Genomic DNA, 19,213 nt, shown 5'->3' on the forward strand with positions numbered 1-19,213 from the left:
TAGGACCAATCGACATTCAGGATTCCCAAATCGCTTAATCGCTGATTCATAAGATACCGTGTTAGGCACGGAGGTCGATGGTGGCGGTTAGGCGGTATGAACTGAGCGACGCTCAGTGGCTCAAGATTGCATCCTTGTTGCCTGGGAAGATTGGCGACCCCGGACGTAGCGGCTTGGACAATCGCCTGTTTATCAATGGTTGCCTTTGGGTTTTACGCTCGGGCGCACATTGGCGCGATCTGCCGGACCGCTATGGCAAATGGAAAACGGTGCACAAGCGCTTCAGCCGCTGGTGCCATGCCGGCGCCTGGGAGCGGGTGTTCGAGGCGCTGACGGCTGATCGAGACAACCAGTATCTGATGATCGACAGCACGATCGTTCGCGCCCATCAGCAGGCAGCCTCCGGAAAAGGGGGGCCAAGGATCAGGCGCTGGGGCGTTCCCGAGGCGGACTAACCATCAAGATCCACATGCTGGTCGATGCCCTTGGACGGCCGCTGCGTTTCATCGTAACCGCCGGTCAGGTGGGCGACAACACGCAAGCGCCGGCTCTTCTAGAGGGACAGAGCGGCGCCGCCGTGCTGGCTGATAAAGCCTATGACAGCAATGCCTTGCGGCAAATGATCACCAGCATGGGAGCCGAAGCGGTCATCCCGTCAAACCGCTCACGCAAGATCATCATTCCGCACGATGAAGGCGCCTACAAACATCGCAACCGCATCGAGCGGTGCTTCAACCGAATGAAGCACTTCCGACGCTTCGCCACCCGATACGACCGCAGAACAATCCACTTCGAAGGCTTCGTCTATCTCCTCGCCGCAATGATCTGGCTGCCGTGAATGTCGATTCGTCCTAGCCCTCTCCCCGCGGGCGGGGAGAGGGGACATGCCCGAAGCCTGCCTCACAGCGAGGGGCTTACGTTGGAAGCCGACCCGGCGTTTGGCTGCTGGTTGAAATGATTGTCCTGGAGGGTGCCGCGAGTCTCCTTCGCCCCGCTCGCGGGGAGAAGGTGGCCGGCCGGCCGGATGAGGGGCTATCGATAAACTCTATGTCGGCGATCAGGCGAAGTCGCCTCAATCCTCGATCTTGCGCGCTTCTGAGATCAGCATGATCGGTACGCCATCGCGGATCGGATAGGCGAGGCGGGCCTTTTCCGAGATGAGTTCGTTGGCTTCGGCATGGTAGCTGAGGCGCCCCTTGGTCAGCGGGCAGACGAGCAGTTCGAGCAGTTTCGGATCGACCTTGCTGGCATTGATATCCATCGTTTGCCGCTCACTGCAACATGCTGTCCACATCGCCGAAGTCGCGCGCAAGCACGATCTCGGTGATGGCGATCAGGGTTTCCGCACGGGTCTTGAGGTCGGGGGCCTCCAGCAGCGCCTGCTTTTCTGCCGGGCCGTAGGGCGACATCATCGCCATGGAATTGACCAGGGTACGGTTGCTCGCCCTCTCGACGCTTTCCCAGTCGGCCTTGAGCTTGTTGGCTTCGAGATAGGCCTTGAAGGCGGCAAGCAGTGCTGCCCGGTCGACGAGGGTCTCGTCGTCGCGGTTTTCGAGGTCGGCGGCAAAGGGGCCGATGCGAAAGCGGCGATAGCCGCGCGTTGCGGCAACCTCCGAAAACAGCCGGTAGCGGCAGACCCCGGTCAGCGAGGTGATGTAGCGGCCGTCGCCGGTTTCGGCAAAAGAGGTGATGCGACCGATGCAACCGACCTCGCAAAGCGCCTGCATTGGGCCGGTGGCGGTCTCGTTGCGCCCTTCGCAGAAGGAGGGCTGCACGATGCCGATCAGGCGGTTGCCGGAGAGCGCGTCATCGAGCATGGCGAGATAGCGCGGTTCGAAGATATTGAGGGGGAGCTGGGCGCCGGGAAGCAGCAACGCACCGGTCAGCGGAAAGACCGGAATGATCTCCGGTAAGTCTTTCGGACCGAGATAGCGTGCATTTCCGACGTGCATTCCGATAGACCCTGCAGGTATGCGCTCTTGCCCCGCCAAGGAAGCGTGGTCAACCAGATCAAGATGGTGCGCTCCTCGAAAATCTCAAGGGAGGAATGCGCCGATCTTCATGGGTGAATGTGGGCCACGGTGATCCGCTGGAAACAAGAATGGGGCGGAGACCGCCCATTCGAGAAACGCCTGATGGTTCAGGAAAACAGGATCGACGACAGCTTGCGGCGCGCGGCGATCGTTGCCGGGTCCTTCGGGCCCCAGACCTCGAAGAAGGACAAGAGCTCGCGACGGGCGCCGTCGTCATCGAAGCTGCGGTCGCGCTTCATGATCGTCAGCAGGTGATCGGCGGCCGCCGTCCGGTCGCCTTCGACGTTGCGGATCTTGGCGAGCAGGACGCGCGCCTCGTGATCGTCGGGGTTTGCAGCAAGGCGGCGCTCGAACTCGTTGGGATCGCCGAGCTTGCGCGCTTCCTCGATCTGGTCGAGCTTCTTGGCGATCGCTGCAATGCCGGCGTCCTTGGCGAGGTCTTCCGGCAGGCTGGAAAGCGCTTCACGGGCCTCGGCGATCTGGCCGAGCGCGATCATGCAATCGACCATGCCGGCGATCGCCGCGACGTTTTCGGGATCAGTCTGCAGCACGGCGCCGTAAAGGCCGGCGGCGTTCTCGGCATCGCCGGCATCGAGAAGCGCCCTGGCGTCAGTGAGGACCGCTTCGATTTCGGCCTTGCTGTCATCGACGGCCGGGCCGGCGATCTTTTCGATGAACTGCTTGATCTGGCTTTCCGGAACCGCGCCCATGAAGCCGTCAACCGGCCGGCCGCCAACGAAGGCGATGACGGCGGGGATCGACTGGATGCCGAGCTGGCCGGCAATCGAAGGATGATCGTCGATGTTCATCTTGACGAGCTTGACGCGGCCTGCAGCTTCCGTGACCACCTTTTCGATGACCGGCGTCAGCTGCTTGCAGGGGCCGCACCAGGGGGCCCAGAAGTCGACGAGAACGGGCTGCTGCCTCGAGGCGTCGAGCACGTCCTTGGTGAAGTTGGCGGTGGTGGTTTCCTTGATCAGGTCGCCGCCTGACGCAGCCGCCGGCGCCGGCTGGCCGAAGGAGGCCGAGGCCGTCATCTGAGTGCCGAAGGACCCTGCATAGGGATTGTCGCTGCCCGTCATTCTTCTCTCCTCGCCGGCTCGTCGTCCAGCTTACTGCATTCGCGGCAAAGATCGTATGTCAGGCCGTGACTTTCAAGACAAGCGGTTCGTGCCCGGTCGCTTCCATGAAGCGTAGCAGATCCTTCGAAGCGATCGAGGTGGTCGCGTCATTGGAAAGCGGATGGCAGTTGACGATGTCGAACTTCATCAGCTCCTCGTCGAGGATGACCTTGACGTTGCCCTGGGTGTCGTTGATGGCGCCGAATGCGGTCACGGCACCCGGAATGACGCCCAGATATTCCATCAGCTTCTCCGGCTTGCCGAAGGACACCTTGCTTGCCGCGCCGATCACCTGATGCACGGTCTTCAGGTCGACCGTCGCGTGTTCCTCGACGGTCAAAAGGAAGTAGTTGTCCTTCTTGTCCTTCACGAAGAGGTTTTTCGTGTGGCCGCCGGGGATCGCGTCACGCAACGCCACCGATTCGGCGACCGTGAATACCGGTTCGTGGCTCTTGGTTCTGTGCTCGATCCCAAGTCCGTCGAGAAAATGAAAGAGGTCTTCGGAGGTCTTCGGCTGTGATTCATTCATGATTCTCATCCCTTGGGCGTTCGTTTCCTACCCTGCTTTAGGGGAGAAGTTCGCCGAGACGCAATCTCACAGGCGGCGAGTGCGACCGAAAACGCGGCATTTCCGGGCTTCCCGAGCGGTCTCCAAAAAAATATTCGATTTCTCGTCATTTCCCTGTTGCATTCCAAAATCGCTTAGGCCATATACCGCCCGTCGCCGCAAGACACGGCGCCGCCACGGTCCACCGACTACCCCCGGACCGCGGTTAATGAGCGGGTGTAGCTCAGGGGTAGAGCACAACCTTGCCAAGGTTGGGGTCGGGCGTTCGAATCGCCTCACCCGCTCCAATTTCTCCCAACCACTTCATTTCACAATTGTTTTTGAAATGAACGGCATTCGCCGTCAGGCCTTTTTGCCTATGCGAACGCATGCCCGGACAGCTGGCCCGAGATTGTCATTCTTGCTCTGCCGCTGGTGGCAGCACGCGCTTGCGCCGGCCCGCTCAACTCTTCATGAACACATAATCCGTTTCCTGCCGACGGACCTCGCCGGGGCGCAGCACCGCGTTCGGGAACTCAGGATGGTTGATCGCGTCCGGCCAGATCTGGGTTTCCAGGCAGAAGCCGGCGAAGGGGCCGTAGCGGCGGCCGTCGAGGCCGGGGACGGGGATGTTCAGTTTCGCGCCGGTATAGAGCTGCACGCCGGGTTCGGTCGTCAGCACTTCCATCGTCACGCCGGAATTGATGCTGCGGGCAAGTGCCACTGAATGTTTCGCCATGGGTTCGCTCGAAAGGCAGAAATTGTGGTCGTAGCTGATGCGTTCGCCTTCGGTCTGGCGCCGAAGCGGCGTCATTTCCCTGAGATCGAAGACGGTGCCCTCGACCGGGCGGATCTCGCCCGTCGGCACCTGCAAGTCGCTCGTCGGCAGATAGTGGTCGGCGGCGATCATGATGTCGTGGCCGAGCGCGTCGGCGCTGCCGTCGAGATTGAAGTAGCTGTGCTGGCAGACATTGGCGAGCGTTGCTCGATCCGTCGTGCTCTCGTAGACGACGCTCAGCACGCCACCGGGCTTCAGCGCGTAGGTGCAGGTGACCGTGCAGTTGCCGGGATAGCCGGCGCGTCCGTCCGGATCGGTGATTGTGAGCGTCACGCTATCATGCGTCTGGCGGACGATCGTCCAGTTGCGCTTGCCGATATTGTCGCTGCCGCCGTGCAGGTGGGTGACGCCCTTCTCGTTCAATTCAAGCTGATAGGCTTCGCCGTCGAGTGTGAAGCGTCCGTTGCCGATGCGGTTGGCGCAGCGCCCAGGCGTGGCGCCAAGATAGGGCGAATGGTCGAGGTAGCTTTCAAGATCGGTGAAACCGAGCACCAGCGGCGGCTCATGGCCTTCCAGCCGCAGGTCCTGGATCACCGAACCCCAGGTCAAGACATGGGCGGTGAGGCCGCCGCCGGAGAGCAGCACACGATGGACCGGCTCGCCGGATGGCAGATGGCCGAAGATTTCCGTGTTCTGATGCATGTTCACCGCTGGCTCCCTCTACAGCGCCGCGCGTCTCCCCAGATGCGCAAAGGTCGCTGTACACTTTTTGAATTGCTGCATGTTTTGCCCTTGGCTCGGTTAGGATCAAGGGAAACATGCAGCGATGCGATCGCAGCAACCTGCGTCATTTCCTAAGGCACGGCAACCGGAAAATCATACTAAATGCGGCCTTGCATCGTGTCCGGCCTGAAAGCAAAAACGCCTAGCTATTCAAGGCGCTACCGCGACCTCTCTGCAATCACTTCAGCGCGATAGTTGCTTGGTGGCGTCCTGAAGCCCGGCAAGCGTCAGGGGAAACATTCTCCCCTCGAACAGGCCTTTCACCATGGCGATCGACTGGGTGTAGCTCCAATGCTGCTCGGGCACGGGATTGAGCCAGATCGAGCGCGGAAAATGCGCGGTCAATCGCGACAGCCAGAGAGCACCGGCCTCGTCGTTCCAGTGCTCGACCGAGCCGCCGGGATGGCTGATCTCATAGGGGCTCATCGAGGCATCACCGACGAAGATGGCGCGATAGTCGCCGCCATAGGTGCGCAGCACTTCCAGGGTGCGGGTAATGTCGGCGCGGCGGCGACGATTATCCTTCCACAGGCCTTCGTAGATGCAGTTGTGGAAGTAGAAGTGTTCCATATGGCGGAACTCGCCGCGGGCAGCGGAGAACAGTTCCTCGACGATGCGGATGTGATCGTCCATCGAGCCGCCGACGTCGAAGAACATCAGAAGCTTCACGGCATTGCGCCGCTCGGGTCTCGTCACCACGTCGAGATAACCGTGCTCGGCGGTGGCGCGGATTGTGCCCCCGAGGTCGAGTTCGTCGGCGGCTCCCTGGCGTACCCAGCGCCTGAGCCGCTTTAGCGCCACCTTGATGTTGCGGGTGCCGAGTTCGACCGTATCGTCATAGTCTTTGAACTCGCGCCGGTCCCAGACCTTCACGGCGCGGCGATGGCGCGACTGGTCCTGGCCGATCCTGACGCCTTCGGGATTGTAGCCGTAAGCGCCGAAGGGGGAGGTTCCGGCGGTGCCGATCCATTTCGAGCCGCCCTGGTGCCGGCCCTGCTGCTCTTTCAATCGCTGGCGCAGGGTTTCCATCAGCGTGTCGAAGCCGCCGAGCGCTTCGATCAGGCGCTTTTCTTCCTCGGTCAGATGCTTTTCCGCGAGCTTGCGCAGCCAGTCCTCGGGGATGACGGCCTCTTCGCCTGCTTCGGATGGATTGACCGCCTCGAGCCCGGAGAAGCAATGCTGGAACACCCGGTCGAAGCGGTCGATGTGTCGCTCGTCCTTCACCAGCGCCGTGCGCGCCAGGTAATAGAAGGCTTCGACGTCGAAAGTGGCAAGGCCCGCCTCCATTCCCTCGATCAGGGACAGGAATTCCCGGAGGGTCACCGGGACTTTCGCTGCCTTAAGCTCGAGGAAGAAGGGGATGAACATCGCTAAGCCTCAGCTTGCTCCGGTACCGATCTCAGAGAGATCATAGGGCGTCGTCTGGTACATCTCGTTGATCCAGTTGCCGAAGAAGAGATGCGCGTGGCTGCGCCAGCGGTTCTGCGGCGGCAGGGTCGAATCGTTGTGCGGGAAATAGTCGTGCGGCATCTTGATCGGCACGCCCGCGTCCACGTCGCGGAAGTACTCGTCCGACAGCGAGGTCGAATCATACTCCACGTGGTTGAACATGTAGAGCCGGTTGCCCTTCTTCTCGTGCACCAGGCAGACGCCCATCTCCTTCGATTCCATCAGGATCTCGAGGCTCGGCACCTTGTCGATGTCGGCGCGCCGGACCTCGGTCCAGCGCGAGACGGGAACCGCGAAATCGTCGGAAAAGCCGTTTAGATAGACGGATGAGCGGTTGAGGTTCTGGTGGCGGTAAACGCCGAAAGCCTTTTCCTTCAGCGGATATTTCGGCACGTCGTGGAAATGGTAGATCGCCGCCATCGCGCCCCAGCAGACGTTGAGCGTCGAATGCACGTTGGTTTCCGTCCAGTCGAGGATGCGCTTCAGTTCGTCCCAATAGGTGACGTCCTCGTATTCGAGCGTCTCGACCGGTGCGCCTGTTATGATGAAGCCGTCGAACTTGCGGCCCTTCACCTCTTCCCAGGTCTCGTAGAAGGAAAGCAGGTGATCCTCCGAGGTGTTTTTCGCGCGGTGGGCGCCGATGCGCACCAGCGACAACTCCACCTGCAGCGGCGAGGCGCCGATCAGGCGCGCCATCTGGATCTCGGTCTTGATCTTGTTCGGCATGAGGTTCAGGAGCCCGATCTGGAGCGGGCGGATGTCCTGACGGATCGCCACGGTCTCGGTCATCACCCGCACACCCTCAGTGACGAGGGTTTCGAAGGCGGGCAGCGTATCGGGAATCTTGATGGGCATGGGCTTCCACTCGATCAAATACAAAAAAACCGGCGGCGATTGATCGCGACCGGTCCTCGGAAATCCAACTTTCCTCGGCCCTTTAGCGACTTGTTTAACGTGGCTGCAAGCCGGCCGGCCAAATCACCACGGGGAATTTGATAGCGCGAGTGGGGCGCGGGGGTCAAGAAAAACGAATCGGGCGGTTTGGGCGGCCCCTCATCCCGCTGCCGCGACCTTCTCCCCGCAGGCGGGGAGAAGGAGACTTGCGGCCCCCGCTCGTGTCGAGACGAACCCTCCGATTCGCTGATGACAGTTCCATTCGGCAAGTCTGCGAGCGGGCTCGTCCCCTCGCCCCGCCTGCGGGGAGAGGGTTAGTCCTCGGGTTAAACCCGAGGAGAGGGGCAAAGTTGCTCCAGCGGATCCAGGGCGTCCCGCATCCCGTAACCGAGCCGGCGTCCTGCCTCGTCGATGCCAAGCCAGAAGAAGCGAAAACGGATCGGCGGGCCGCCACTGTCCGGCGTCATCTCCTGGTGCAGCCAGGTTTGCGGCTGTTTGCCGGTCAGGGCGGTGTGAAAATAGTGCCGGCGATGACAGATCGTCCTGCCGTCCCTCTGGAAAGTATAGTCCATAGTGACGAGAGGTGTGAGCGCATCCGGTGGTGCCAGCCCGGTCTCCTCGACAAACTCGCGCACAGCCGCCTGCTCCGGGCTCTCGCCCGGCTCCATCGTGCCGCCGGGCACCTGCAGTTCGATCTCGGGAAAGTCCGGCTCGTCGAAGACCAGCAGGCGGCCCTGCCAGGTGGCGTAGATCAGGACCTTGTGCGCGTCCGGGCTCATCCGTCGCGGCGCGCCATGAAGGCCAGGCGTTCGAAGAGGTGCACGTCCTGCTCGTTCTTCAGGAGCGCGCCGTGCAGCTTCGGCAGCATGGTCTTGGCGTCGACCCTCAGATCAGCCGGATCGACCTCGTCGGCGACGAGCAGGCGGATCCAGTCGAGCGCCTCGGAGGTGGAAGGCTTCTTCTTGAGGCCCGGCACCTGGCGGATGTCGTAGAAGGCGGCAAGGGCTGCCGAAAGCAGCGCCTTGCGGATGCCGGGGTAGTGCACCTCGACGATCCGGGCGAGCGTGTCTGCGTCGGGGAAGCGGATATAGTGGAAGAAGCAGCGGCGCAGGAACGCGTCCGGCAGTTCCTTCTCGTTGTTGGAGGTGATGATGACGATCGGCCGGTGCCGGGCGCAAATCATCTCGCCAGTCTCGTAGACATGGAATTCCATGCGGTCGAGTTCCTGCAACAGGTCGTTCGGAAACTCGATGTCGGCCTTGTCGATCTCGTCGATCAGAAGCACCACGCGGCGGTCTGTCTCGAAGGCCTGCCAGAGCTTGCCCTTGCGGATGTAGTTGCGGACCTCGTTGACGCGCTCGTCGCCGAGCTGGCTGTCACGCAGGCGCGACACGGCGTCGTATTCGTAAAGGCCCTGCTGCGCCTTGGTGGTCGACTTGACGCTCCATTCGATGAGCTCGAGGTTAAGGGCTGAGGCGATCTGGCGGGCAAGCTCGGTCTTGCCGGTGCCGGGCTCGCCCTTGACGAGCAGCGGCCGCTCCAGCCGGATCGCGGCATTGACGGCGATCATCAGGTCCTTGTCGGCGATATAGTCGGCGGTGCCTTCGAATTGCATGGGCGTCTTCCGGTTTCAGCGTCTTGTAAGCGAAGTCCATGGACTACCGCATAATGGCTGAAATCGGAATCGATTTGAGCAGGAGATGCCGGGAGCAGAGGGCTCGGCTCGGCGTCAGCCGCGAAGGGCGGTGACTTCGATCTCGATCAGCATTTCCGGGCGAATGAGATCGCAGACGATCATGGTTGCGGCCGGGCGGATCTCGCCGAAGACTTCGCCGAAGATCGGAAACACCCGGTCGGCGAAGCTGGCATCGGTGACGTAGTAGTGATTGCGCACCACGTCTTTCAGCGAGAAACCCGCTTCCTTCAGTGCGCCCTCGATCGTCTTCAGGCAGTTGCGCGCCTGCTCCTCCACCGTCTCGGGCATGGTCATGGTGGCGTAGTCGTAGCCGGTCGTGCCGGAGACGAAGCACCAATCGCCCATCGCGACGGCACGCGAATAGCCTGCCGTCTTTTCGAAGGGCGACCCCGAGGAGATGAGCTTGCGCGCCATGCCGCTCGCTTTAAGCCCAGGGGCGCGAGGCGCCGACCGTCTTTTCGAAGCTGTCGATGGCGGTTGCCTTTTCCAGCGTCAGGCCGATGTCGTCGAGGCCGTTCAGCAGGCAGTGACGCTTGAAGGCGTCGATCTCGAACTTGATCGAGCCGCCGTCCGGACCGGTGATTTCCTGGGATTCCAGGTCGACCGAGAGGATGGCGTTGGAGCCGCGCGAGGCATCGTCCATCAGCTTGTCGAGGTCGGCCTGGCTGACGACGATCGGCAGAATGCCGTTCTTGAAACAGTTGTTGTAGAAGATGTCGGCAAAGGACGTGGAGATCACGCAGCGGATGCCGAAGTCGAGCAGAGCCCAGGGGGCGTGTTCGCGCGAGGAGCCGCAGCCGAAGTTGTCGCCGGCAACGAGGATCTTGGCGTTCTGGTAGGCCGGCTTGTTGAGCACGAAGTCTGGATTGACCGAGCCGTCCTCGTTGTAGCGGGCTTCGGCGAAAAGGCCCTTGCCAAGGCCGGTGCGCTTGATCGTCTTCAGGTAATCCTTCGGAATGATCATGTCCGTGTCGATGTTGACGACGGGGAGGGGGGCTGCGACACCAGTGAGCTTGACGAATTTTTCCATAACTTCAGGCCTTCGATTTCAGAAGAATGTTGCGCTAGCGTTTAGATGAGTTTTGCGCCGAAATGAAGGAAAATCTGTTCAAACGTAGCGCGCCGGGCGGGTGAAAATGCCCGCCCGGCGGAACTTTTCTCCGGATTTCGATTGTCTGAAGGGACTTAGCCTGCTTTGATCGGGCTGTTCATCGCCCAGAGAACACCGAAGGGATCGCGAAGCTGGCCATAGCGGTCACCCCAGAACATCACCTCGATCGGCATCACCACTTCGGCGCCGGCAGCAACGGCGCGATCCCACCAGGCATCGATGTCGTCGACGGTGAGCGTCAGGGTGAAGGCCTGCGGCTTTTCCAGCGGATGGCCGTATTCCGGATAGGCGTCGGCCAGCATCAGCGAGCTGCCGTTGACATAGAGGTGGATGTGCATCGTGCGGCCCTGCTCGTCGAGCGGGTGCCGGTTCACTTCCTTGCCGCCGAAAGCGCGCTGGTAGAATTCGGACGCCTTGGCGGCGCCGTCGACTTGCAGATAGGGCAGGAGCCCGTTCAGGACCGGTGCCGGCTGTTGCGTTTCGGTTTGCTGCGTCTGGGTATCCATCGGGTTCTCCATCCTGTTTGAGGAGCCAGGACCGTTGCTGGCCTGTCTCAAGGACGGGCGGGGATTGCCCGATCCGACACAGGGATGGAAAAAAAATTGAAACCGGATGGAATGACGGTTTTGGAGGGACAGCGACGGGGTACGATCCGATCACGGATCGACCGCGCCGGGCATCACAGGTCGATGATCGTACCGCGACCGTCGTTCCAGATGCGCATCTCGCGCTGACCGTGGGCGGCAGTCGCTGCTGCCGGACGGACGGTGGCGCGGGCCGGCTTGAAGTTCAGCCGTGCGGCAATGGCGCTGCCGATCACGACGACGGCGGCGATTCCGGCCAGTGCCAGCGCCAACGAAGCGGTCAGAACGAAGGCTGCGAACGTGATGGTCAGGGCCGCGGCCGTAAAGAGAACAGAGCGAATGCTTTGCATAATCGTCACCTTTCTGATGGCGATGTGGTGGTTCGCGCCCGCACTTGCAAGAGGTGGGTTTTCGAAAGAGGTGCGGCGGTTCGCCTCGTCTTGCGGAACGGGGCAAAGGCGGGCACAACTGGGGCATGAGCAAATCCACAGAACATCACCCCGTGCGCCTGCGTCGCTCGGTGCTTTGTGTGCCCGCCGACAACGCCCGGGCACTTGCCAAGGTCGCTGAACTTGCGACCGACGCCGCGATCTTCGATCTCGAAGATGCGGTGGCGCCCGAGCGCAAGGCCGAGGCGCGCGCGGCTCTGGTGCGGCATCTGTCAGAGAGCCGGCCGGATTGCGAAATCGTCATCCGCATCAATGCGATCGGATCCGGCTTTGGCCAGGAGGATCTTGCCGCGGCGCTTGCGGCCGGGCCGGATGCCATTCTTCTGCCGAAGGTCGAAAGCCCTGCGGATATCCAGGCGGCGGCCGACTGGCTTACCGAGAACGATGCGCCTGAGACGCTGCGCCTCTGGGCGATGATCGAAACGCCGCGCGGGGTCATCAACGCGCCTGTCATTGCCGAAGCCGGCCGCACCTTTGGTGGCAGGCTCGATTGTTTCGTCGTCGGTCTCAACGACCTGCGCAAGGACACCGGCGTGCCCGACCGCCCCGGCCGCCCCTATCTCATCCCGTGGCTGATGCAGATCCTGCTGGCCGCCCGCGGCGGCGGTGGCCTCGACGTCATCGACGCCGTGTTCAACGATTTCCGCGATGCTGATGGTTTCGACGAGGAATGCCGGCAGGGCCGCGACATGGGCTATGACGGCAAGATGCTGATCCATCCGGCCCAGATCGGCCCGGCGAACGAGCGCTTCGGCGTGGAGCAGATTGCCGTCGACGAGGCGCGCGCGATCATCGCCGCCTTCTCGGCTCCCGAAAACGCCGGCAAGGGCGTCATCAATCTCAATGGGCGGATGGTCGAACGGTTGCACCTCGACCAGGCCGTAACACTCGCCGCCAAGGCGGACCTCATCGAACAACGAAAGACGAGATCTTGAAACTCTACCGCTTCCTGACCGGCCCCGACGATGCCACCTTCTGTCACAAGGTGACGGCGGCGCTGAACCAGGGCTGGAGCCTGCACGGCTCGCCCACCTATGCCTTCAATGCGGACACGCAGCACATGCAGTGCGGCCAGGCGGTGATCAAGGAGGTCGAGGGCAAGGATTACACGCCGGATATCAAGCTGTCGGAACAGTAGTCGGGAGGAGCGAGTTTAGCCCCTCTCCTCGGGTTTAACCCGAGGACTAGCCTCTCCCCGCAGGTGGGGCGAGGGGACGTGCCCAGCTTGCTCAGTCTTCACCGAGGCATCGATCGCAGAGCGAAAAGTATCGTCCCGTTGTAGGGCGAGGGTGCGACGATGTCCCTTCGCCCCGCTTGCGGGGAGAAGGTGCCGGCAGGCGGATGAGGGGCGGAGCGAAACGGCGAGCCGTCAGCCGCCGACGTGCTCGACGCTCGCCTCGATCCGCTCCATGTCGTCGTCGGAAAGGCCGAAGTGGTGGCCGATCTCGTGGATCAGCACGTGGGTGATGATGTCGCCCAGCGTCTCCTCGTTCTCCGCCCAATAGTCGATGATCGGGCGGCGATAGAGGGTGATGCGGTTTGGAAACTGGCCGGTCTCCATGGTGAAGCGTTCGCTGATGCCGCGGCCTTCGAAGAGGCCGAGCAGGTCGAAGGGCGTTTCCAGCGCCATGTCCTCAAAAACGTCGTCGCTCGGGAAGTCGGCAACTTCGATGATGAGGTCGGTCGTCAGCTGGCGGAACTCCTGCGGCAGGTGGCCATAGGCTTCCAGTGCGAGCTGTTCGAAAGTGGTAAGCGTCGGTGCGTGGCGTTCCCGCCAATCATCGGTCTGGTCAATGCGGGCCATAGGCACTCCTTGTTGCCCTCCATATAGCGATTTTGCCTTTGTTTTTCGAGTGTTGAATTCCATGGGCACGTGGACAGGAATAAATTCTTATAATTGGCTGTTGACTCCATTAGGAAGCTCTGGAATCTATTAGAACATAACATGAACATTTGATGGGAGTTGACCGTCATGGCCGACAAAGCCGTGCAGCGGGAGACGGTACTTTCGCTCCGAGAGACCATAACCAGGATCGAAAACCGCCGGCTTCCGGGCGTCGTGCGGGCCGCCAAGGCGGCCGATCCCGGCGGCTTCCGTCAGCGTGAGGAAGATGAGCCCGGCCGCCGGGCGCTTGCGCTCGGCGTTCCGGATCTGGACGACCTTCTCGAAGGCGGGCTGCCGCTTGAAGGCATGACGGAAATCCGCAATGCCGAGACCCGCGATGCCGGCGCTGCCGCCGGCTTTGCCGCAGCGCTCAGCGTGCTCTGCCAGCAGGCACGCCTTAAAGAAGGCGAGCCGGCGGCCCCCATTCTCTGGATCAGTCAGTCGCTCGCCTCCACCGAAGCGGGCCTGCCCTATGGGCTCGGCCTCAAGGCCTACGGGCTCGATGTCCGAGGTCTTGTCTTCAGCCTGCCGCGCACGGTGAAGGACGCGCTGTGGATCGCTGAAGCCGCGCTTTCCGTCCCGAGCTTCTGCGCCGTCATTCTGGAAATTCGCGGCAACCCTGGCGCCCTTGCGCTCAGCGAGAGCCGGCGCATGCATGTCCGCTCACGCGCAGGGCGCATTCCCCTTCTGCTTTTGCGCCAATCCGGACACGAGGAGGCCAGCAGCGCCTTCTTTCGCTTCCTCGTCGAGCCGTCGCCGGCGCGCGAGCGCCCACTACCGGATGGATCGATGCTTCGCGGCAGCATCGGCCATCCGGTCTTTCATGTCATCGCCGAGAAGAGCAGGGCTCCTGCGCCGCTCGGCTTCCTGCTGGAGTGGAACCCCCATGACCGCCGCCTTTACCCCGTCGAGCTCCTACCAGCCGCTGCTGCGGCAGATCCAGAACCAGCGCATTCTGTCGCTCGCCTTTCCGCATCTTCCGGCCGATCGGGTCGCCCGCAAGCGCTGGGGGAACTCGTGGCTTTCCCGCGGGCGTCCTGAGCATCCGCCCGTCGTCTTTGCCGACAAGGTGAAGAGCGCGATGCGCCTCGTCGCGCTTGACGGTTTCGCCGAGAAGCGTGGGTTTCACATTGGCCAGGGCGTTGCCGAAGCCCGGGCCATGTGCCCCGAGATCGATGTGCTGCCAGCCGATCCCGCTGCCGATCGGGCGCTGCTTGCAGGCCTTGCGGATTGGTGCTGTCGCTACACACCGCTCGTCGCGCTCGATGGCGATAGCGGCCTCTTTCTCGATATTACCGGCTGTGCCCATCTTCTCGGCGGGGAAAAGGCGCTGCTCGATGATCTGCTCGCGCGCCTCTTTCACCTAGGGGTCGAGGCCCGGGCGGCGATCTCCTCGTCTGCCGGGCTTTCCTGGGCGGTGGCGCGCTTCAGCTCCGAAGGCGTCATCGCTCCGGATGAGGCGGCACGGGTGCTGGCGCCATTGCCGATGGCAGCTCTCAGGTTGCCGCAAGAGACGATCGAAACGCTTGGCCGGGTCGGGCTCAAGCAGATTGGCGACATTATCGAAGCGCCGCGCGCGCCGCTTGCCCGCCGGTTCGGTGCGACTTTGCTTCTGCGCCTCGATCAGGCGCTCGGACGGGAGGACGAACCGCTGTCGCCGCGGCTGCCTGTCGCTGCCCTCTCCGTGGAGCGCCGCCTCGGCGAGCCGGTTCAGGGCGAAGACGATATTTTGGGCCTGACGGAGCAACTGGCAACCCGGCTGAAGCCGGAACTGGAAAAACGCGGCGAGGGCGGTCGCCTGTTCGAGCTTCTGCTCTTCCGTGTCGATGGCGCGGTCTTCCGCATCGCCGCCGGCACGTCCTCGCCCCTCAACGAGCCGCGGCGTGTCGCCGGGCTTTTCCGCGAGCGCCTGCAGGCCGTGCATGAGGACCTCGATGCCGGCTTTGGTTTCGAGATCCTCAGGCTCTCGGTGCCGAAAAGCGAGAAATACGAGGTGATGCAGGAGGATTTTTCCGGCACGCCGGATCGCGAGCGTCCGTTGGCGGCCTTTGCCGACCGGGTGATGGCGAGGTTCGGGGCAGAAAGCCTCATGGTACCGGCTCTCTCGGAAAGCCACGTGCCGGAACGGGCGGCAAGCTTTCGCCCGCTGACGGATCTGGCGCTCATGGGCCAGGCCGTGGGGTCGGCGGAAAACATTCCCGCGCCTCTGCTTGCGGTGATGGCCCGGCCGCAGCGGCTCTTTCCGAGCCCCGAGCCGGTGGAAGCCGTGGCTGAGGTGCCGGAGGGACCGCCCCGAAGTTTCCGCTGGCGCCGCACGTTGCACCGCATTGCGCGTGCCGAAGGGCCGGAGCGGATTGCCGGCGAATGGTGGCTCGATGGCGAGCCGGCGATGGAGCGTGATTATTTCCGGGTGGAAGACGAGCGTGGCCGGCGGTTCTGGCTGTTTCGCGAGGGCCATTATGGTGTTGGTGCCCCACCGCGCTGGTTCATGCATGGAGTCTTCGCATGAGCACCCCTTATTTCGAGATCGGCGCCTGGTCGAATTTCTCCTTCCTCGAAGGTGCCTCCCATCCGGGCGAGATGGTCGTCGCAGCCAGCCGCCTCGGCATTGCTGGCCTTGGCATTGCCGACCGCAATACGGTTGCCGGCGTGGTGCGCGCCCATGCGCAGGCCAAGGTGGAAAAATATCCGTTCCAGCCGGGCGCGCGGCTCTCTTTCACCGAAGATCTGCCTGACGTGCTTGCCTATCCCTTAAATCGCCGTGGCTGGGGCAATCTCTGCCGCATGCTGAGTGCCGGAAACCTGCGCGCCAGGAAGGGCACCTGTACGCTCTACGAGACCGATCTCATCGAATGGGGCGAGGACTTGTTGCTTGTCGTGCTGCCCGATCCCGTGATCGGCGCGCCGGAGGCAACCCTGCTTGCCGACTTCCTCAAGCGCCTGGAGCCGCATTTTGCCGACCGGCTCCATCTGGCGCTGGTGCCGCGCTATGACGGCTTCGACCAGTTGGCCTTTGCCGGGCTTGCGACCATCGCCCGCCATGCGACGGTCAAGCTCGTCGCCACCAACAGTCCGCTGTTTCATGCCGCTGCCCGGCGGCCGCTCGCCGATGTCGTCACCGCCATCCGCGAGCATGTGACGATCGCTGCGGCCGGTTATCGGTTGCACGCCAATGCCGAACGGCATTTGAAGACCCCTGCCGAAATGGCGCGCATCTTCCGCGACTATCCGGAAGCGATCGCCAATACCGGGCACTTCTTCCGGCGTCTGAAGTTCTCGCTGTCGGATCTCGAATATCAATATCCGGATGAAAGCATTCCGGGCGAGACGCCGACGCAGACCCTGCGGCGGCTGACCATGGACGGCGCGCGCGAGCGGTATCCCGGGGAGATTCCAGAAAAGGTTTCGACGCAGATCGAGTACGAGCTCGAACTGATCGCGGGCAAGCGTTACGAGCCCTACTTCCTGACGGTGCGTAATATCATGGCGTTTGCGCGCAGCGCTCATATTCTGTGCCAGGGTCGCGGTTCGGCGGCGAATTCCACCGTCTGTTATTGCCTGGGCATCACCGAAGTTGATCCGCTTTCGACCACCCTGCTCTTCGATCGCTTCCTCTCGACCGAGCGGGACGAGCCGCCGGACATCGACGTCGATTTCGAGCATGAGAAGCGGGAAGAGGTGATCCAGCACATCTATCGCACCTACGGCAAGGAGCATGCGGGTCTGACGGCTGCCGTCATCAGCTACCGGGCGCGCTCGGCCGGGCGTGAGACCGCCAAGGCCTTCGGTTTTTCCGAGGACGTGCAATCGGCGCTCGCCGGATCGGTCTGGGGCTGGTCGGTCGCGGATCTCTCGGAACGAGAGGCGCAGGCCGCCGGACTCGACACGAAGGACCCGACGACCGTGAAGGTGCTCGATTACGCCACCGAGCTGATGAGCTTCCCGCGCCACCTCTCCCAGCATGTCGGCGGCTTCGTGATCACTCGAGATAGGCTCGACGAGGTGGTGCCGATCATGAACACGGCGATGCCAGACCGCTACATGATCGAGTGGGACAAGGACGATCTCGACACGCTGAAGATCCTGAAGATCGACGTGCTGGCGCTCGGCATGCTCACCTGCATCGCTCGCGCCTTCGAGCTTCTCGACCGACATTACGATGTGCAGAAAAACCTGCATCAGCTCTTCAAGGATCATCAGGATGCCGTCTACGACATGATCTGCCGGGCCGATACGATCGGCGTCTTCCAGATCGAGAGCCGCGCGCAGATGAGCATGCTGCCGCGGCTGAAGCCCAGGAAATTCTATGATCTCGTCATCGAGGTGGCGATCGTCCGGCCGGGGCCGATCCAGGGCAACATGGTGCATCCCTATCTGAAACGGCGGGAGCAGGATGCTTCGAATATCCCTATCGAATATCCAAGCCCTGAATTGGAGGCCGTGCTGAAGCGGACGCTTGGCGTGCCCTTGTTCCAGGAGCAGGCGATGCAGATCGCCATCACCGCCGCCGGTTTTTCGCCCAGCGAGGCCGACCGGCTACGGCGGGCGATGGCGACCTTCAAGCGCACCGGCACCATCCATACCTTCCATGAGAAGATGATCGAGGGCATGGTCAAGAACGGCTATGACAGGGACTTTGCCGAGCGCTGCTTCAAGCAGATCGAGGGCTTCGGCGAATATGGCTTTCCCGAAAGCCATGCCGCGTCCTTCGCGCTGCTCGTCTATGTCTCATCCTGGCTGAAGACCTATTACCCGGATGTCTTCTGTGCCGCGCTCCTCAACTCGCAGCCGATGGGCTTTTACGCGCCCGGTCAATTGGTGCGCGATGCAAGGGAGCATGGGGTCCGGGTGCGGCCGGTCGATATCAACCATTCGGTCTGGGATTCCGACCTCGAAGCGGGAGATCTCGACAAGGGCGCCATCGAACCGCGGCATCGCGAGATGGAGGAGGTGATCAGGACTGACAAGGCGATGCGGCTTGGCTTCAACTCGATCAAGGGGCTGCGCCAAGAGGAGATCGAGGACAGGCTCGTTGCCAATAGGGGCGCCGGCTACGCAACGGTGCGCGATCTCTGGCTGCGCTCGGGACTGTCGCGTTCCGCACTTGAGCGGCTTGCCGATGCGGATGCCTTCCGTTCGATCGGGCTTGATCGCCGCAAGGCGCTCTGGGCGGTAAAGGCGCTCGATGAAAAGAGTGCGGCAGAGCGGCTGCCGCTCTTCGATCTGAAGGCACAGGAGGACCTGCGGCCGGAGCCGACCGTGGAGTTGCCGGAGATGCTGCCGGGCGAGCAGGTGATCAACGACTATCGCTATCTCTCCTTCTCGCTGAAGGCGCATCCGGTTTCCTTCCTGAGATCGCAGCTTTCCGAACAGGGAATCGTGCCGAGCCGCGCGCTTGCGACTGCCCCGGTCGGACGGCGGATCACGGTCGCCGGGCTGGTGCTCGTTCGCCAACGTCCGGGCTCGGCCAAGGGCGTGATTTTCATGACCATCGAGGACGAGACGGGTGTTGCCAACGCGATCGTCTGGCCAAAAGTGTTTGCGGCCTATCGGCCGGTGGTCATGGGTGCGCGCCTGGTCAAGATCCGCGGCCGGCTCCAGCGCGAAAGCAGTGTCATCCACGTGGTTGCCGAACACATCGAGGACATCACGCCGATGCTCGGACTGTTGCGCAAGGAAGCGCGCCGTTTCGGCGCGAGCGAGCGTGCCGACGAGGCGCTGAGATCGACCGGCGATGCGCGAGAGAAGAAGGCACAGGGCGATCTGCATCTGACAATGGCGCGACGTCCCCGCGGCAGCCCGGAGCCGGTAACGGAAGAGGTGGCTGACGTCATGCCGAAAGGGCGCAATTTCCACTAGAGCATTCTGCCTCACCGCTTGCGG

Annotated in this window: 19 protein-coding genes, 1 tRNA gene, 1 pseudogene and 1 riboswitch; of the genes and pseudogenes, 7 read left to right on the forward strand and 14 right to left on the reverse strand. The window is 62.5% G+C overall.

Features of this window, described 5'->3' with window-relative positions; translation table 11 throughout:
• Positions 1-77 precede the first annotated feature (77 nt).
• Positions 78-838 (forward strand): annotated as a pseudogene (locus tag BBX50_RS29150) (IS5 family transposase).
• Positions 839-1,072: 234 nt separating this feature from the next.
• Here the strand turns inward: BBX50_RS29150 and BBX50_RS03685 are convergent.
• The 4 genes from BBX50_RS03685 to BBX50_RS03700 form a co-directional block, all read right to left on the reverse strand.
• A complete protein-coding gene (locus tag BBX50_RS03685; protein ID WP_034802755.1) occupies positions 1,073-1,261 on the reverse strand; it encodes a Trm112 family protein in 189 nt (62 codons plus the stop codon).
• Positions 1,262-1,271: 10 nt separating this feature from the next.
• Positions 1,272-1,952 carry an LON peptidase substrate-binding domain-containing protein gene (locus BBX50_RS03690; protein WP_065773981.1) on the reverse strand — a complete coding sequence of 227 codons (681 nt, stop codon included), beginning with the start codon at positions 1,950-1,952 and terminating at the stop codon, positions 1,272-1,274.
• Positions 1,953-2,140: 188 nt separating this feature from the next.
• On the reverse strand, positions 2,141-3,115 hold the full coding sequence (gene trxA / locus BBX50_RS03695) for a thioredoxin (protein WP_065773982.1): 975 nt from the start codon (positions 3,113-3,115) through the stop codon (positions 2,141-2,143).
• A 58-nt stretch (positions 3,116-3,173) separates the two neighbouring features.
• Entirely contained in the window at positions 3,174-3,683 is a 510-nt protein-coding gene (locus BBX50_RS03700) for a prolyl-tRNA synthetase associated domain-containing protein (protein ID WP_083213531.1), read from the reverse strand.
• 251 nt (positions 3,684-3,934) lie between these two features.
• On the opposite strand from BBX50_RS03700, the gene BBX50_RS03705 reads away from it, so the two are divergent.
• Positions 3,935-4,009, forward strand: a tRNA-Gly gene (locus BBX50_RS03705).
• A gap of 155 nt (positions 4,010-4,164) precedes the next feature.
• On the opposite strand, the gene BBX50_RS03710 is transcribed toward BBX50_RS03705, so the two are convergent.
• The 9 genes from BBX50_RS03710 to BBX50_RS03750 form a co-directional block, all read right to left on the reverse strand.
• Entirely contained in the window at positions 4,165-5,181 is a 1,017-nt protein-coding gene (locus BBX50_RS03710; RefSeq protein ID WP_065774119.1) for an aldose epimerase family protein, read from the reverse strand.
• A 264-nt stretch (positions 5,182-5,445) separates the two neighbouring features.
• Positions 5,446-6,630 carry a VWA domain-containing protein gene (locus BBX50_RS03715; protein WP_065773984.1) on the reverse strand — a complete coding sequence of 395 codons (1,185 nt, stop codon included), beginning with the start codon at positions 6,628-6,630 and terminating at the stop codon, positions 5,446-5,448.
• A 9-nt stretch (positions 6,631-6,639) separates the two neighbouring features.
• A complete protein-coding gene (gene metA / locus BBX50_RS03720) occupies positions 6,640-7,566 on the reverse strand; it encodes a homoserine O-succinyltransferase (RefSeq protein ID WP_065773985.1) in 927 nt (308 codons plus the stop codon).
• A gap of 62 nt (positions 7,567-7,628) precedes the next feature.
• Positions 7,629-7,706, reverse strand: a riboswitch (SAM riboswitch).
• 225 nt (positions 7,707-7,931) lie between these two features.
• Positions 7,932-8,384 carry an NUDIX domain-containing protein gene (locus BBX50_RS03725; RefSeq protein ID WP_065773986.1) on the reverse strand — a complete coding sequence of 151 codons (453 nt, stop codon included), beginning with the start codon at positions 8,382-8,384 and terminating at the stop codon, positions 7,932-7,934.
• The gene (locus BBX50_RS03730; protein ID WP_065773987.1) at positions 8,381-9,220 is read right to left on the reverse strand and encodes a MoxR family ATPase; all 840 of its coding nucleotides are present in this window, start codon (positions 9,218-9,220) and stop codon (positions 8,381-8,383) included. Before BBX50_RS03730 ends, BBX50_RS03725 begins: the two co-directional genes overlap by 4 nt.
• 114 nt (positions 9,221-9,334) lie before the next feature.
• A complete protein-coding gene (locus BBX50_RS03735) occupies positions 9,335-9,715 on the reverse strand; it encodes a RidA family protein (protein WP_057254948.1) in 381 nt (126 codons plus the stop codon).
• Between the two features lie 10 nt (positions 9,716-9,725).
• The gene (gene leuD / locus BBX50_RS03740; protein WP_065374121.1) at positions 9,726-10,331 is read right to left on the reverse strand and encodes a 3-isopropylmalate dehydratase small subunit; all 606 of its coding nucleotides are present in this window, start codon (positions 10,329-10,331) and stop codon (positions 9,726-9,728) included.
• A gap of 155 nt (positions 10,332-10,486) precedes the next feature.
• Positions 10,487-10,918 carry a glyoxalase/bleomycin resistance/extradiol dioxygenase family protein gene (locus BBX50_RS03745; protein ID WP_065773988.1) on the reverse strand — a complete coding sequence of 144 codons (432 nt, stop codon included), beginning with the start codon at positions 10,916-10,918 and terminating at the stop codon, positions 10,487-10,489.
• Between the two features lie 173 nt (positions 10,919-11,091).
• On the reverse strand, positions 11,092-11,346 hold the full coding sequence (locus BBX50_RS03750) for a hypothetical protein (RefSeq protein ID WP_065773989.1): 255 nt from the start codon (positions 11,344-11,346) through the stop codon (positions 11,092-11,094).
• A gap of 125 nt (positions 11,347-11,471) precedes the next feature.
• On the opposite strand from BBX50_RS03750, the gene BBX50_RS03755 reads away from it, so the two are divergent.
• Both BBX50_RS03755 and BBX50_RS03760 read left to right on the forward strand, forming a co-directional pair.
• Complete coding sequence (locus BBX50_RS03755; RefSeq protein ID WP_065773990.1) at positions 11,472-12,380, forward strand: CoA ester lyase; 909 nt, start codon at positions 11,472-11,474, stop codon at positions 12,378-12,380.
• A complete protein-coding gene (locus BBX50_RS03760) occupies positions 12,377-12,583 on the forward strand; it encodes a DUF1737 domain-containing protein (protein ID WP_065773991.1) in 207 nt (68 codons plus the stop codon). The genes BBX50_RS03755 and BBX50_RS03760 overlap by 4 nt, the downstream gene beginning before the upstream one ends.
• A gap of 231 nt (positions 12,584-12,814) precedes the next feature.
• Here the strand turns inward: BBX50_RS03760 and BBX50_RS03765 are convergent, their stop codons facing one another.
• Positions 12,815-13,249, reverse strand: coding sequence for a metallopeptidase family protein (locus BBX50_RS03765; RefSeq protein ID WP_034802708.1), 435 nt, complete (start codon positions 13,247-13,249; stop codon positions 12,815-12,817).
• A gap of 168 nt (positions 13,250-13,417) precedes the next feature.
• Here BBX50_RS03765 and BBX50_RS30200 point away from each other — a divergent pair, with 168 nt between their 5' ends.
• From BBX50_RS30200 to BBX50_RS03775, 3 genes are read left to right on the forward strand one after another with little or no spacing between them, the layout of a single operon-like run.
• Positions 13,418-14,371: a hypothetical protein gene (locus BBX50_RS30200; RefSeq protein WP_065788370.1), complete on the forward strand. Its 954-nt coding sequence runs from the start codon at positions 13,418-13,420 to the stop codon at positions 14,369-14,371.
• Positions 14,286-15,839, forward strand: coding sequence for a DNA polymerase Y family protein (locus BBX50_RS03770; RefSeq protein WP_244515116.1), 1,554 nt, complete (start codon positions 14,286-14,288; stop codon positions 15,837-15,839). The genes BBX50_RS30200 and BBX50_RS03770 overlap by 86 nt, the downstream gene beginning before the upstream one ends.
• Complete coding sequence (locus BBX50_RS03775) at positions 15,836-19,189, forward strand: error-prone DNA polymerase (protein ID WP_065773993.1); 3,354 nt, start codon at positions 15,836-15,838, stop codon at positions 19,187-19,189. The genes BBX50_RS03770 and BBX50_RS03775 overlap by 4 nt, the downstream gene beginning before the upstream one ends.
• Positions 19,190-19,213: the final 24 nt, after the last annotated feature.

The organism is Ensifer sp. LC11 (assembly GCF_001695835.1).
In the GTDB taxonomy this organism is placed as follows: Bacteria; Pseudomonadota; Alphaproteobacteria; order Rhizobiales; family Rhizobiaceae; genus Ensifer.